This window comes from Photobacterium angustum, assembly GCF_003026365.1.
In the GTDB taxonomy this organism is placed as follows: Bacteria; Pseudomonadota; Gammaproteobacteria; order Enterobacterales; family Vibrionaceae; genus Photobacterium; species Photobacterium angustum.
Genome location: NZ_PYOM01000028.1, coordinates 41,565 through 55,770, shown reverse-complemented (window position 1 = coordinate 55,770; position 14,206 = coordinate 41,565). Strand labels below are relative to the sequence as shown.

Annotated in this window: 10 protein-coding genes and 1 tRNA gene; 3 read left to right on the top strand and 8 right to left on the bottom strand. The window is 40.8% G+C overall.

Annotated features, from left to right (window positions below; all coding sequences use genetic code 11):
* The 7 genes from CTN01_RS21395 to CTN01_RS21365 all read right to left on the bottom strand — a co-directional run.
* Positions 1-290, bottom strand: a 290-nt coding sequence (locus tag CTN01_RS21395; protein ID WP_211317089.1) for a hypothetical protein, incomplete at its 3' end; no start/stop codon positions are given.
* Positions 291-357: 67 nt separating this feature from the next.
* Positions 358-5,433 (bottom strand): DNA phosphorothioation-dependent restriction protein DptH, encoded by a 5,076-nt coding sequence (gene dptH / locus CTN01_RS21390; RefSeq protein WP_045149208.1) that lies wholly within the window; start codon positions 5,431-5,433, stop codon positions 358-360.
* Complete coding sequence (gene dptG / locus CTN01_RS21385; protein ID WP_045149207.1) at positions 5,414-6,763, bottom strand: DNA phosphorothioation-dependent restriction protein DptG; 1,350 nt, start codon at positions 6,761-6,763, stop codon at positions 5,414-5,416. The genes dptH and dptG overlap by 20 nt, the downstream gene beginning before the upstream one ends.
* The gene (gene dptF, locus CTN01_RS21380) at positions 6,763-8,361 is read right to left on the bottom strand and encodes a DNA phosphorothioation-dependent restriction protein DptF (protein ID WP_045149206.1); all 1,599 of its coding nucleotides are present in this window, start codon (positions 8,359-8,361) and stop codon (positions 6,763-6,765) included. Before dptF ends, dptG begins: the two co-directional genes overlap by 1 nt.
* 527 nt (positions 8,362-8,888) lie before the next feature.
* The gene (locus CTN01_RS21375; RefSeq protein WP_045149205.1) at positions 8,889-9,212 is read right to left on the bottom strand and encodes a hypothetical protein; all 324 of its coding nucleotides are present in this window, start codon (positions 9,210-9,212) and stop codon (positions 8,889-8,891) included.
* A 1-nt stretch (position 9,213) separates the two neighbouring features.
* On the bottom strand, positions 9,214-10,389 hold the full coding sequence (locus CTN01_RS21370) for a site-specific integrase (protein ID WP_045149204.1): 1,176 nt from the start codon (positions 10,387-10,389) through the stop codon (positions 9,214-9,216).
* A gap of 9 nt (positions 10,390-10,398) precedes the next feature.
* Positions 10,399-10,611: a hypothetical protein gene (locus tag CTN01_RS21365; RefSeq protein ID WP_045132338.1), complete on the bottom strand. Its 213-nt coding sequence runs from the start codon at positions 10,609-10,611 to the stop codon at positions 10,399-10,401.
* Between the two features lie 133 nt (positions 10,612-10,744).
* Here CTN01_RS21365 and CTN01_RS21360 point away from each other — a divergent pair, with 133 nt between their 5' ends.
* Entirely contained in the window at positions 10,745-10,960 is a 216-nt protein-coding gene (locus CTN01_RS21360; RefSeq protein ID WP_045132339.1) for a helix-turn-helix domain-containing protein, read from the top strand.
* A 155-nt stretch (positions 10,961-11,115) separates the two neighbouring features.
* On the opposite strand, the gene CTN01_RS21355 is transcribed toward CTN01_RS21360, so the two are convergent.
* Positions 11,116-11,191: transfer RNA gene (locus tag CTN01_RS21355), tRNA-Asn, on the bottom strand.
* An 873-nt stretch (positions 11,192-12,064) separates the two neighbouring features.
* On the opposite strand from CTN01_RS21355, the gene CTN01_RS21345 reads away from it, so the two are divergent.
* Positions 12,065-12,931, top strand: a complete 867-nt coding sequence (locus CTN01_RS21345) for an SMODS domain-containing nucleotidyltransferase (protein WP_045149203.1) — start codon at positions 12,065-12,067, stop codon at positions 12,929-12,931.
* A 2-nt stretch (positions 12,932-12,933) separates the two neighbouring features.
* Complete coding sequence (locus CTN01_RS21340) at positions 12,934-13,836, top strand: S-4TM family putative pore-forming effector (RefSeq protein WP_045149202.1); 903 nt, start codon at positions 12,934-12,936, stop codon at positions 13,834-13,836.
* Positions 13,837-14,206: the final 370 nt, after the last annotated feature.

Here is a 14,206-nt window from a genome sequence, read left to right as displayed (position 1 = left end):
GCAGCTTCGGCAGCTTCGGCAGCTTCGGCAGCTTCGGCAGCTTCGGCAGCTTCGGCAGCTTCGGCAGCTTCGGCAGCTTCGGCAGCTTCGGCAGCTTCGGCAGCTTCGGCAAGAAGTGTTTCTTTTCTATCTACGGTGTCAATAGGCATACGCTCATTTTTTATGAAAAAATGCTCTTCCTGTTTATCCGTATTTTTCTGACTAATACTGCCACTATTATTCTGCTTTTTCTTAATTAAAGAATAAATAATTGGAAATAAAAGAAATAGCAAAAGATAATAATTATCCATCGATAACAACCTCAAAAAACTATTCTATAAATAGAAAAAAGACAGCCGAAACTGCCTTTCTTTATGCTTATGCCAACAGCTCCCAGAATGCTTTATCCCGCATTTTCTGGATTTGCTTCGCTCCATCGATATATAAGCTGTAATGCTTATCGAGTTTGTTGATGGTTTCCATCAACTTCTCCTGCTCATTTTTGTCATTGACGCCAAACATGGCTTTGAGCTCTTGCGCGCGGATCTTTGCCACGCGGTGGATCACCCACGTCAGCACATAACTTGAATAGTCGTTTTCCCCAGTTTGGAAATGCGTAATGTCCTGTGTTGAGAGAATCACACCCACACCGTATTCGCGACCTTCCTTGAGAATTTTGCGAAGACTAGGGAAGTTTTGAGACATGAAGTTATCCGCCTCGTCCACCAAAATCATCTTGGTGATTTGACGGAAATCACCCACTACTTCTGGCTTTCCTTTCTTCTGCATTTGCGAGTAGAAAAGATCCAACGTCAGTGCCACCACCAGGTTTTGAATTTCTGACGGGTAACCTGCCAACTCAACCACCGTGATGCCATCCACCAACTCATAGAGGCTGGTCATTTTCTCAGGCTCAGACTCAAAGATTTTAAAGCGAGCAAGCTTAGAGAGCGCGGCGTAGAGTGAGTCTTCTTCGACCTTTTCTTGCTCGAGGAATAGAGCCCAAACGTCCTCAATCGTTGGTGCTGGTCTGCTCCACGTCGAAGGGTCCTCAGGATGGATACCTGACGCAGAGTAAGACTCCAGAATTAGATTCTCTAAGCGAAGCTGCTGCTTTTTACCTAACCCGTATGCACGGGACATGGTTTCAGAAAACCCTGCCGCAGTGTGAATTGGTAGCATTGGCGTATCACCATACAAGCTCAGCGGGTTGTATGGCAGCTTAAACAATTTGTATTTTTTGGCATTGGTGGCATCTAAAAACTTGTCGTCCACATAGTCTGACTTGTAGTCGAAGATAAGCATGCCAATGGGTACACTGTTTACGTTGTCTGCTTGATTGCAGTAAAGCTGAGTGATCACTGATTTCGTAAATTGGGTTTTCCCCGTACCCATAGTGCCTATGATACCGGTGTTGGTATTCATAAACTTGGCGGTGTTGGTTGGTTCCCAATTTAACGGCGCATTTGTTGTCGCATTGTGCCCAAAAAGCACATGAAGATTATTGCTGCTAACTTGATTCTGAGGCGCTGGTTCAGGCTTAACCTCTGGCTCTAGCTCAATGGAAGGTTCATCTAGCTCTTCGTCTTGACTTTCTGAGCTATCGTCTGCTGGTGATACTGGCAAAGTTTCGGATTTTGCTGGGATAGATGCTTGCGTTTCTCCCATCAGCATATATTCGCTTGGCACATGGCAGATCTGAGCAATATCCTTTTCATTCATCAGCACTTGAAGCGGAGTTTGCACCAGTGAAGGTAACAAAGACATCGGAAGGTCTACCTTCAATACGCCTTCTTGCATGTTATAGCCAGGCTCAAAACAGCTTCCGCTCTCAAGGTGGCTAACGACTACTCCTGCTGGATAGTTTTCGATCTCTGCAATGCTGTAACTGCCTCGCAGCCAATCTTCTTTCTCTGCAAGGAAAGACTCAAAGTAGTCACTGCTAAATACGTTGTAGAGACGATATTTGTCGATTTGCATCAACACCTGACGGATGAACAAACCACGATAAATCTTCGCTGCGAGTGTTGAGTCACTTAGTAGCTCTGTGAGGTAGCGACGAAGCTCGTTGGCTTGCTGTATAGCTTTTTTGTAATCAGGTGTGGAGCCAGCCTTCACTTCGACAGGCAGCAGGTACAAGTTATCTTCTTTAAAGCCCACCAGCAGTACATCATCAGAAATCGCGCCTTTCTTGTAGCCCTGAACATTGCGTGAAAAATCACTGTCGGTCATTTTCAGGCCAATGTTTCCAGACACACGGATCATCTCACCGACAGACAGTGGCACCCAGGTGATATCGGATTTATGCACAAGACACGTCACAAACTTATAGGCACCAATAATGCCTGTGCGCTCTTTGCGGATGGTGTCGTTGCAGGTCATCATCTTCAGCAGCCAATCACCATTAAAGGCGTTGAACTCATTGATTTGCCCTCCACCACTTTGTGCAACCACGCGTTCGAACAATCCACGCTGTGCCGTTACGGTAATGGCATCGTAACTGGCTGAGCTGGTGTACTGATCGGAGTAATGAATAAGTACTACATCTTGATTGGCATGGAAAAAGTCCAGCGTCACTTTAGGGTCGATGATGGTGGTCCAAATAGAGCTGTCATATGAGCGCTCAAGCAGTGATTTAAAGTCTTCACTCACCGCAAGGGCCGGCGCATTGGCGCCTGTGTATTGCGTGCTAGGTTTCAGTGCGGGCTCCATCAGCGAGCCAACATATTTCGCCATTTTTAAATGAGGCAACCTATCGTATTGCACATTCTGCAGACCAAACGCGGTAAAGTACGAACCTTCATCGCTCTTAGATGCGTCGCCGGTTAACAGACCGTCACACGCGATACCACTTGGCATATCATCAACGCTCAAGGTCGTCAGCTTCACATTGTCATTGTTTCTGAAGAATGACAGATGCGAGTAAGCTTGCCCTTCACGCTCGCTATGGGCATTGGTAAATTTGCTGTAAGTCAGTCGAGTACGAAGGATATCGATGATGGTATCGGCATTTTCGCGCACTTTTCCGCGATCTAACTCCAACCACGCTTTCAAATCTTCGTAGTTGGACATTTCTGCAAATGTATCAAAAGCATTGAACACCAATGCATCATCGTAAAGATTGACGTGAATCGATGCAGCTTTGTCCAGATTGTCTTTTACATAGTCAACCAAACCAAGGAATAACTCTTCTGCTTTGTCTTGATTGACTGCATTCACCAGCACACTCTTTTCTGAGCCAGTGAACAAGTGGCTAAAAGCTTTTTGGAACTCATTGATCTTCTCTTTAACCAGCTTGCGAACGAACTTCAGACAGCTTTTCTGATGCGGAACGCTTTTAACCCAGAATCCATTTTCAGTGACTTGCTGGTTGTAAGCAAATTCATGTTTTGGGTGATAAACATAAGGAAGCAAACCGCTCGGCCCTAAGCGATTAAGTGTGACTGTTGGCAAGTCAGCAAAACTGTCGTCTTTTTGCATTTCATTGCAAAGGTTCAGATAGTAAGCCAGTACGAGTGGGTGGAATGGCGAGTAGTATTCTTCGCCATTCTCGCGAACCACACCGATTTGCATCACCAGCTTTTGTTCTTTGGTCAGCATGCCACCGGTTGGAATCGCCTCAAAGTAGGATAAAAACGCATCAACGGTTGCTTTTGCCAGCGAAGCAAATTGTGTTCCCCAAGAAACCAAAGAAATCGTAGTTCGGCGTGAAGCTAGGTAGTCAAATAACGCCTGATAAGCAGTATGAAGGCCGTCATCAATCGCCCTTAGCTGCTCCAGTGCCATGCTGTTGCTTTCCGCGAAGTAAACCAACTTCTGCTGCACGAAACGCTCTTCCCAACGAAGCAAGCTGATACGCGGTTCCATCACTCGGAATTCGCTATTATCAATAGCTACAACATCTTTGCTTGGGTAAAGTTCACCGTAGACTTCTTCATCAAAAAGCTTGTGAAAGCGTGATTGATTGAGCAGCAACGGAAAAGACATGCTGCTTTCTACTTGATCACCTTCAACGCGAAATACCAGTGAGTTATCACCAGATTTCACCACAAAGCCAATATCTTCTGACTCATTGGCCAGAGATTCAAAATCAACTACGCCAATCTCAGCGCGATCCACCACTTCGCCAACATCGTCTAGGCTGCGCACATCAGAAAGAGAAGGGTTAATCACGAGACGGTTGTCTTCCGTCTTCAAGGTAAGACGCTTTTTCGTAGGTTCAACGACGAAGATTTTTTTTAATTCACCGAGAGAAAACTCGCCCTTTCGAACTACTAAGCAACGAAAGTTATGGTTTTCGGAACTATTATCTCGTTTCAACGCAAGGTTAAAAAACAAGGGCTCATTGGCATAGCTGGCAGCAAGTGTTGCGTTTGCACCTTTGTTGGTAAGACGCGTGGTGATCACTTCCTGCTTGCCAAAGGTATTTGCCGGAGTGACCTTAAATTGTGCTTTGCTTAGATCACTCGTGCCAGAGAAACTCAATTTAAGTTCAAACTCGCTTTGGTCTTTCTCTAACTCAATAATCAGGTGACGGTCTCGAAGCCCTGCTTTGGTTTCTTTGGGATAGCGACCAATCACCTCTGCACCGTTGAGCTCTTCTTCACCTTCATGCTTTAGGTACTGAATTTTGTTCTTTTTGATTTCTTCTCGGTAGGTTTCAAACTCCACATCTTTCCAACCGTCATCAGAAAAATGCTCTTTGATAAATTTGGTGCTGAAGCCTTTAAGCCTTTCTTCGAGTTGTTGACCAAAATGCTCTACTTCAAACGACAGCTCTTGGTAAAGCGCGCGGTTTTCTTCCAAGCGCTGTTTGATCTGCTTTTTATTCCCAGATAACTCTGCGACAAAAGGATCATCGAACATGCCTAGCTCACTGAAACACAGCTCGCCATCTTCAACCGCCTTGTATAGCGACTCAAAACCAAACATGGTGGCACCATCTTCCAAAATCGCGTCAAACTGGTCATCCAAAAGGCAAAGCGAAACATCTCGAGACTTATCGGTTTGCTCAATAAAACCGCTAAGTGAGACTTTGATTTTCTCTGGACTCCATACCTGACCGGGCTGGCCTAGATCTTCCGCTGAGTTGATAAGGGTATCGAGACGACTGTTATGAATCACCACCAGCGCACAGCCCTTCAACGGGCCTTCTTGGCTTGCAATTTCATCACGCAAGTGAGAAATGTAGTTTTCAGTAAACCCAGTTTCTCCATCTTCCTCACAATGAAGCACTGGTACCACTTTGCAGTCTTCTACGCTCAAATAGTTCAGCATCACATCATTGCGAGCTTGGATCTCACCCTCTTTGCGCGCCACTAACGCATCAAACAAGCGCTGGCTATTGCCATGATCGGGAGAATTGAACTGGTAGCGATAGCCTACGCGGATGTTTCCTTTCGCGTGCAGTAAAAACTGCTCAACCAGAAACGATTCAAATTGTTTTGCGCACATACACTGCATCTCCACTATCACTCATACGTTCAACGTTACCAATTCGCTCATAGAACTTGATAAGCTCTTGCTCTGTTTGCTTATCAACAAAAATACCCCTTTCCTGAAAGCCGATTATTAGCTCATGAAAGCGAAGTTTCTCTTCATTACCCACCACTAGGTTAGTCAGCAAAATAATGTGGTCCTGAGTGAGTACCAGCACCCGACCAGAGCGACCACGAACCTGAACAAAATCTGTCGCCATATTTTTCTCGACCTCTGTCATGTACTTTTTAATGATGGCTGGGCGGTCGGTTTTAGGGTCTCTGAACTGCTCTTCAGCGAGCTTCAGTACATATTCCAGCCATTCAATGGCTGTGGTTGCATTATCAGGCAGAGCGGTGTCCAACTTGCGATTGACTCTGAACATCAGCGCATAATTTTTAATTTGCTCTGCCAGATCTTCTCTACTGGAGCTTTCGATATCTCTCGCTAATTGCCACAACGGCTTTTTTAATTCCTCTGGGTTGGGTTGAAGATTCTCCAACATAGAAAGAAAAGGAAACAACTTGAAAGACGATTCGCTAAAAAGCTTATAGCCGTGCTTTTGGATATGAATACGTTCGCTGCTAGCTCGTTCATGATCCATGATGAAGTAGAGCGGCTTCGCGGTTGGGGCTTCGCCCGTCTTCCAATCCGACAGCGATAAGCTCAGCTGAGCAGTATAAGCAAAACCATAAAATGCTAGAAATTGCTCGAACTCATCCAGCAGGTATTTCGGGTACGTGGTCAGAAATTCAAGGTCTCGTTTAAACGCCTCAGTCATGTAAGGCAAATACGGTGCTTCAGTAGCACGCAGCGATTTGTCTGTGTCCGGCTTGGTTTTTGAACGCAGCGTTTCTAAAAGTTCTTGTTCAATGAAGTTCAAATTGGCATCAAACTGCTCAATCTGGCGTCCGTTCAATAGGTTGATAAAAAGAGACGCTACGCGCAAATCACCAGCTTTGCATTCGCTTTTCTGGCTCTTGAACAATAGAAACTCAGGGCTCACTGAGAAGATATCTTGATTAGTGAAGTACATGTCTTCGAGTACATCCCAAAAATCTTCTTCGCCCAACTTGTTTTGTACGTTGGCTTTACAATCCGCGGTAAAATCTTGGTAGTTATACTTTTCGATTTTTTTACGAAGTAAGCCACGCAGCACTAGGCCAACCACTGATGACCAGTCAAAGTCATTGCCCTTGGTACGAATAGGAATATAACTGTTAAGAGTGTTCTTGTTTTGAAACTTATCAACAGCCGTTTGCGGCAACCCGGCTTTTATAGGTAATGCGAAGTTATCTGTTGTCATTAGTGCATCCCACTCACTTCGAAATAGTCACTTTCTTCTTTTACAACTTTGTAGCGTTTGTCGCCTTTAAGGATAAATAAGGTGTCTTTTTGATTCGCGACGGCCAGCATCTGCTCCAATGCTTCATCAAGTAAGAGAACAGCATTTTTGTCATGCTTGTTGGGGCGATATCCCTGCCCGATCTTCACCAAAAGCTCTAGCAACTTAACGCTAATTGGCATTGGCTTAAGCGATTGTTCATCAATTTTTAAGTAAGCGTTGAATGTACTAATTTTTTCTAAGGCGTTATTTTGTATTTCTGATAAATCTGCTTTGATTTCAAGAGACACTGACGTTTTGTAGCCGTTGAGCTCTGAGACCAAATACTCGTCTTTATCAAGTGTTGGGGCATGGCGGTTACAGTAACGATGGAGTGCGGCAATCAGTGTTTCCTTGTAGAAGCTGCTGAGTGCTTTTCGCATTTTTCCAGAGCCATCGAAATCTCTGTGAAGAATCCAAGCCGATGCATAAGCTTCTACCAAATTGTTCGTAAACTCGTTTTGGATATTTGAAACAAACTCATTACAGAGTTCATCATCTCCATTGAGCACATAGAAAAGGCGAAGGAATGATGTAGCTTCAGTGACCTCAAAAATGCCCAGTGTGTTGATCTTGGCTTTAAATGCCGAAAAGTCTTCGTGTTCAATGCCTAAGCTATGCTGAAGCACAAACTCATCGACTGTACGGGTATGCAAGTTACTAGGATCAAAGCTCTGAATACGAGATAACAGCTCGTTATCACTGCCCGCAAACAAGTTATCAAACAAGTAACCATCGGCCGCTAGAAGCTGGAAAATAAAGTCAAGTAAGGCACGAGCCGTCAGAAATTGGTCTTTAATTAGACGAGCTTTCAGCAGTAAATCGATCAACGACTTCTGAACAGCTGGACGACTCAACAATGCAAAATTTGTCGTTAGTTGTGTATGTCCCTGAGACTTTAGCTCTCTGTCGTACAATGCATAGAACGGATTCTCTAATGTCTGAGCAGTCAGCTTTTTCAGGAACTGATCAGCAAAGTCAGAAGCACTGCTTTCCGCATTAAGCGTGAACTTCGGATAGTCTTCAAAATTCAAGAATACATAGTGCTCTGGGATTGCAGAGCGTTTACGAGAGAGATAATCCCTGACAACTTTCTTGATATCGCCATGCTCTTCTGAGCCTTCTTCTGCGTAGTTACCAAGCATACCCACATTAATACCAACAACGAGTGGTTTATCACTTTGTTTAAACTCGGAGAAGCGGTTGTCTAACGCTTGAATGGCAGTCTGAGTTGGATTGAAGCTGTGCGTTGCATCAAGATGAAAATCATGCGTCGCTTTGTGCTTTTTACTGTATTGCGTCAATATCTCAGACTTACCGTCGCCACTACTTCCACAAAGGAAAATGATTTGATTCGGTTTGGCCGAGAGAAGAGCCTTTTTAAAGTCCGCCTCTATGTCGGTTTTAATGTATATATGACTTTTATATCCAGCAAAAAGATCTTGGTTTTGTTCTCTTTCAGTACTCACTGCATAGGGGGACGACTTCGATAGAATAGATAATACTTCAATTAACGTCATTTAATACAAGCCTTAAGGTATAAATTCATCAAGATAAATAAAACTTTTAAATACCTTAATGATAAATCAAATGCATATAACTGAAGTTAATCTACTCTTTTAATAAGGTTTTTTCACTAAAAAAAATGTAAAAACATCAGGTTAGTCATAGTTATGTTTGTAAAAAAAAATTACATATTCATTGGTTTCATTAAAAATTGCGACTTAATTAACCTTATCTATAAAAATTCGCTCAATTAATATCAATTATCGTCTAAAAAGAATTATTAATACTAATATAAGGAAACCAAGTGAATTTCAAAATCATATTCCATTTTTATTTAATTTTTAACTTTAAAATATTTAAAGTAAACCTCTAATACGTTAATTATAAATCCACATTTTAAACAGATATATTTTTTCGATTAAATGTTCGTATTACTTTTCAATATGATGAGATATTTATCCATGGGCGCACACCATGATAAAGATAGGAAAAGGCTGTGCGCACACTACAACTAACGTTATTACGCACTATGTAAGGAGGGTCAAAGATCGCCGTTATTAATATAAAGATGAGTACTTAATGTTATTTTCCGCTGCATCTTTTCAATAATCCAATACGGCTCTCTCGCAAATAAATTATCTTTACATAGCATTAAAATCATTAACACTTCATCACGTACAGAAGTAATAAACAAGTGTTGTGTTTCATTACTGAGCTTTAAAAGTGCTACTCGATTTTCAATGTACGAATACAGCTCGTCTTGCCAGCTCTGAATATCCGCAATAGTCAGTTTTTCAAAACTATCTCCATTAACAACATCTAAACATAAACTCGCACAATGAACGGTTAAAGATGAGATTTTCATACTAACGTCCCCCATTATTGATAAATTGTTCAAAAGCACTACCATCACGGCGTGTAAGGTTGGGCACAAAGCGAGAATAAACACGAAATAACATGGTAGTTGTACTGTGCCCCATCTGCTTTGCTATCCACTCTGGAGATTCGCCTGATGCAAGTAATAACGTCGCATAAGTGTGTCTGGTTTGATAAGGATTACGGTGACGAAGACCTGCAGCATCAAGCGTGGGATACCAAATAGTTCGAGACACAACAGGATAACAAAATGGTTTGCCTTTGCTGTTTACAAATACAAAAGTAGAAGTTGTGTGTTTACTCCTCTTATGCTCTTGTAAAACATCAACAACACGATCAATTAAATCAATATCTCGATATGAGCTTTCAGTCTTCAGCTCTTTTAGTTCATTACGAGAAAGTGCTTGTTTTACTTTAATCGTTTTATTTACGAAATCGATATCTTTCCAATGTAATCCATCAACTTCCCCAGTTCTCATCCCCGTAAAAAAACGGGTAATATAGTAAGCTTTATAAGTATCAGGAACGGCATTTAAAAAGCTCTCAACTTCATCAAGATGAAAAGGATCAATGACCGTCCGACCAACTTTTAACGCCTTAATATTTTTCCATGGTGAATTAAAGTCATACCTATCTGCTGCTTCATTCAATAGCTGACGCAATGGCGTCATAATGTGATTGATTCTTGAAGAGCTTAGGTATTCCCCTTTTCGTCCTGGAACTTGAGATAAAATAGAGCGAAACTGCAGAATCTTCTGTTTGGTGATAGAGCTAATCTTTTGATTACCAAAGGCGGGGAGTAAGTATTTTTCAATAACGCCAGAGACATCAATATAATGCCCCTTTGACCATTCAATCTTTTTTTCAGCTAACCAAATATCAGCAAACTCAGCCAAGCTAGGACTATACGGTGCGTTATGATATTGAGAGGATGCTCTCTCTCGATGCTCCATTGCTCTAAATTTTTCGCACAACTTACTTTGAGAAAAATACTTTTGATACTCAAAACAACCAAGAGTGATCTCAGCTTCTATTTTGTTAGCGAGTAAAGTAAGTCGCTTTCTATTGTGTGGGGTATCCGCTAACTGGGTTTGCTCTCGGCAGCGCTGGCCTCGATATCTAAAATCAACAACTAATTTACCATTACGAGTGTTTATTGATGCCATAAGCTCACCCTATTTACCCGTTAATAATGATTCAATAGAAACGCCAATCAACATTTCTTCTTCTACACGTTCCCAAATAAATAAAATCTTTCGCCCTCCAAATGGGCGAATATAGTGCACGCCTTCAAATAAAACGGAATCTTTTAATCGTTCACGAATAACACGCTCATCATATTTGATACGAGCTGCTAGCTCTGTTGTTGTAAGATAGGTATTGTCCATCGTACAATCTCCTATAACTCGATTTGATTTACAAAAAGTTTAAATGCTCTCCTACAGAACAAAATGTAACACAATATTGACCTATTGCAACCATTTTTAACCTACAGGAGACTATTTTTATCAGGAGAAGAGCATGCTGAAGTGCCATTTATCTAAGCTAATGGGCGAAAAAAGATTAAAAATTTCTGATATATCAAGAGATACGGGAATAAATAGAGGCACAATCACACGTTTATATAACGAAACAGCAACACGAGTTGATCTTGAGGTAATTGAGCAGCTTTGCGATTACTTAGATATTACGGTAGGTGAGTTGTTTGAAATCCAGAAAGACAGCGAAACTGATTAGATTATCTAATAACGAAAGTGCTAACCGATGAGATAATGATTAAAGTCTACGAAAAATGGTGGTCACTGATTTGGTCACCGTTTGGTCACCGATCATTTTTAAGTGATTTTTTACAGACGTAAAAAAGCCCGCAATTGCTTGCGGGCTTTTCTATTTGGCTCCTCCTGCTGGACTTGAACCAGCGACATACGGATTAACAGTCCGCCGTTCTACCGACTGAACTAAGGAGGAATTGTTTGGAGCAGGCAGCGGGAATCGAACCCGCATCATCAGCTTGGAAGACTTAAACCCACCCGTAATTTAATTACAAAAAATGGGTCACTCAAAATAAATAAATTTAGCTTCAATAGGTTATAAATAAAAATTTGTATAACATTTAATCTGTATTTAAGTTATTAGACCACTTATGCATGTCTTTTGGTCACCTATCTATGTGTACTTTTTACACATAAATATCACTAAAAATAAAACAATCAATAGAGTTTTAACCTAAAAATCTAATCTCCATACATAATCAAATACTTCTTTTACCGCCTTACAACCCACCCAAAACTCCCAAAAAAACTGTAAATATACACAACACCTTTAACCATGATTACACTTAACACATACGTAAAAGCGGGGAGCAACGGCTTCGCTGTCACCTCTCAACTTTTTGAGTTCTGGCTCTTCTAACTTGGTACCGGATTAGTTTTCGATGTAATAGCCAGCAATACGACTATCAAAAGACTTTGAGTTCTTCTTTTGCCCGTTGGGCATCTTGCTCGGTAGTTGAGGTACAAAGATAAGCACGGATCAGCATGGTTTCCCCTAAACTGTCTTAATTTCAGTTAGTTTCGTTAGGGTGTACCAAAATAACATCAAAAATTAAATATCAATGTATGTAACTAATTTTTGCCCCAAAACGAATGATCAAAAACTCATTCATCTCGTGTTAACGATAAGCACTTTGAAACAAAATAATTCAATCAAGCTCATTATATTTATGATTTAAATTGATTATGATCGCCTGGATTCATGGGCACTAATTGCGTGAAAGTAAGAGTAAGAGCGCACAGAGTGTATAACTCGATTAGCGTCTATTTCATCACTAGGAGTATTGTTATGCCAAGAAATATTAATAAAGGGTTTGATGATTTCCATAATAAGATTAGAACTTCAGCAGTTGAAACTTTAGCAGCTAAGTCACATAGAGCCTCGATAGAAAGCTGTTTAAAACGTAACTTTGGTCTAAATAGATTTACACGAATAGGTTCATTTGGTAACGGAACTAATATTAGCGGTTATAGTGATGTTGATTATTTAGCGTGTCTTCCAAGAAACGTATTAACAAACACATCAACGACATCTCTTACGAAAGTAAGGAATGCGTTAAATATTCGATTTTCAAGTACTAACGTAAAAATAAGTACTCCAGCCGTGGTTTGCCCTTTTGGAACACGTAAGTCAGAAGACACAGAGATAGTAGTTGCTGATTACATAAAGGAAAAAAACGGTTTTAAGGTCTATGAGATTTCAGACTGTAATGATGGCTGGATGGAAGTGAGTCCAGATGCACATAATGATTATGTCGCAAAAGTTGATAAAAAGCACGATGGCAAAGTAAAACCATTGATTCGCTTTATAAAAGCTTGGAAATATTATGCGAATGTCCCAATAAGTTCCTTTTACTTGGAAATGAAAGTCGCCAAATATGCAAACAGTGAGTCAAGCATAGTCTACGACATTGATGTAAAGCTGATATTGAAAATGCTGATGAGTGATGAACTATCTAGAATGCAAGATCCTACAGGTGTATCAGGCTATATATCCCCATGTAAGACTGAGATTTTAAAGCGTGATGCTCTTTCAAAGTTGAGCACAGCCACTATTCGTGCTGATAAAGCTAGAATTGCAGAGTCGAATGATGACACTGAAACCGCGTTTTATTGGTGGAATCTACTTTATAACAACAATTTTCCGAACTACTAGCTATGAGTATAATTGAAAAGCAAGAATTACCTGAAAACATTGAGCTACTGGCAGCACAAAAGAACATCTATTCAAGAGCAAAAAACATCATAGGGTTGCAAATGCTACTCAGTGTCCCTGTTGCTATTTGTGCGGTTATTACCGCGATAGTAAAGCCAGAGCTTAGCGGGTATATGACTCTTTGGGGAATATTGGTTGTTGTTTTTGACCTTTTTGTTTTTACTCCTTGGGTGAAGAAATTACAGGACAGTGCTGCAAGAGTTCAGGAGCTATTTGATACAAATGTATATGGGATGGAGTGGAACGAAATTTCTGTCGGTAAACGACCAGCCCCTGAATTAGTTCATGAAGAGGCAAGCAAGCTCGGTATAAACGAAACAAATATTATAGGTTTAAGAAACTGGTACCCTGGAGCCATAGAAAGGGTTCCAGAAATATTCGGAATAATCATAAGTCAGAGATCTAATGTTTGGTGGGATGCCAGAATGAGAAGGAAATACACTTTGGCTATTCGTATCATTCTTGTTTCTATTGCACTTGGGCTAATTGGTTATGGGCTATATGAAAAGAAAGATATGTTTGAATTTTTAGCTTTTATAGTCGCACCTATTGCATCAACTTATATTTTTGGCTACCGCCAAATGATAGAACATGGTGAAGCTGCTGATAGGCTAGATACTCTTAAAGAATTAACTGAAAAAATTTGGTCTGATGCTTTAGCTGGTAAAGAGCTCGCCAACCTGAAGTTGGAGTCTAGGATGTTGCAAGATCAGATATTTGAACATAGGAAAAAGAATCCTCCTATCTTTGATTTTTTATTTGTGTGGTTCAGGGACGGGAATGAGTTACTAATGAATAAAGGTGCTGAAACATTAGTTAATGACTTCTATCAGCACAACAAGTGATACAGTTGCGCTCTAACAGAAAGGATATGTGTCGCGTAGCCGATACCTATCCGAAGTGTTGGACAAGCTTAAACGCACATATATCAGTAAATAATAAAAAAATCATCTAAGGGTAATACCGAGTGTCACCCATACTTTTCCTAATATCTAAAGGCTTAATAAAGAAAACGGTCTAACTCGTTTCTGCCCCTTTATGCGTTAGACCTTTTACTCATTCATATCGTATTAACGTGATTTTGGATTAGTTTTATTTACTGTGTATAAAGCACTTTGAAACAAAATAATACAATTTGACTCATTATATTTATGAGTTAAATTGATTATAGTTGTCTGATTTTGTGGACATTCTTTTGTGTAAAAGTATTAATGC

Excerpts from the sequence above, each read along its gene's own strand:
- dptG (WP_045149207.1), bottom strand. The coding sequence starts at position 6,763 with ATGACAACAGATAACTTCGCATTACCTATAAAAGCCGGGTTGCCGCAA.
- CTN01_RS21370 (WP_045149204.1), bottom strand. The coding sequence starts at position 10,389 with ATGGCATCAATAAACACTCGTAATGGTAAATTAGTTGTTGATTTTAGA.
- CTN01_RS21345 (WP_045149203.1), top strand. The coding sequence starts at position 12,065 with ATGCCAAGAAATATTAATAAAGGGTTTGATGATTTCCATAATAAGATT.
- CTN01_RS21340 (WP_045149202.1), top strand. The coding sequence starts at position 12,934 with ATGAGTATAATTGAAAAGCAAGAATTACCTGAAAACATTGAGCTACTG.
- CTN01_RS21375 (WP_045149205.1), bottom strand. The coding sequence starts at position 9,212 with ATGAAAATCTCATCTTTAACCGTTCATTGTGCGAGTTTATGTTTAGAT.
- dptF (WP_045149206.1), bottom strand. The coding sequence starts at position 8,361 with ATGACGTTAATTGAAGTATTATCTATTCTATCGAAGTCGTCCCCCTAT.
- CTN01_RS21360 (WP_045132339.1), top strand. The coding sequence starts at position 10,745 with ATGCTGAAGTGCCATTTATCTAAGCTAATGGGCGAAAAAAGATTAAAA.
- dptH (WP_045149208.1), bottom strand. The coding sequence starts at position 5,433 with ATGTGCGCAAAACAATTTGAATCGTTTCTGGTTGAGCAGTTTTTACTG.
- CTN01_RS21365 (WP_045132338.1), bottom strand. The coding sequence starts at position 10,611 with ATGGACAATACCTATCTTACAACAACAGAGCTAGCAGCTCGTATCAAA.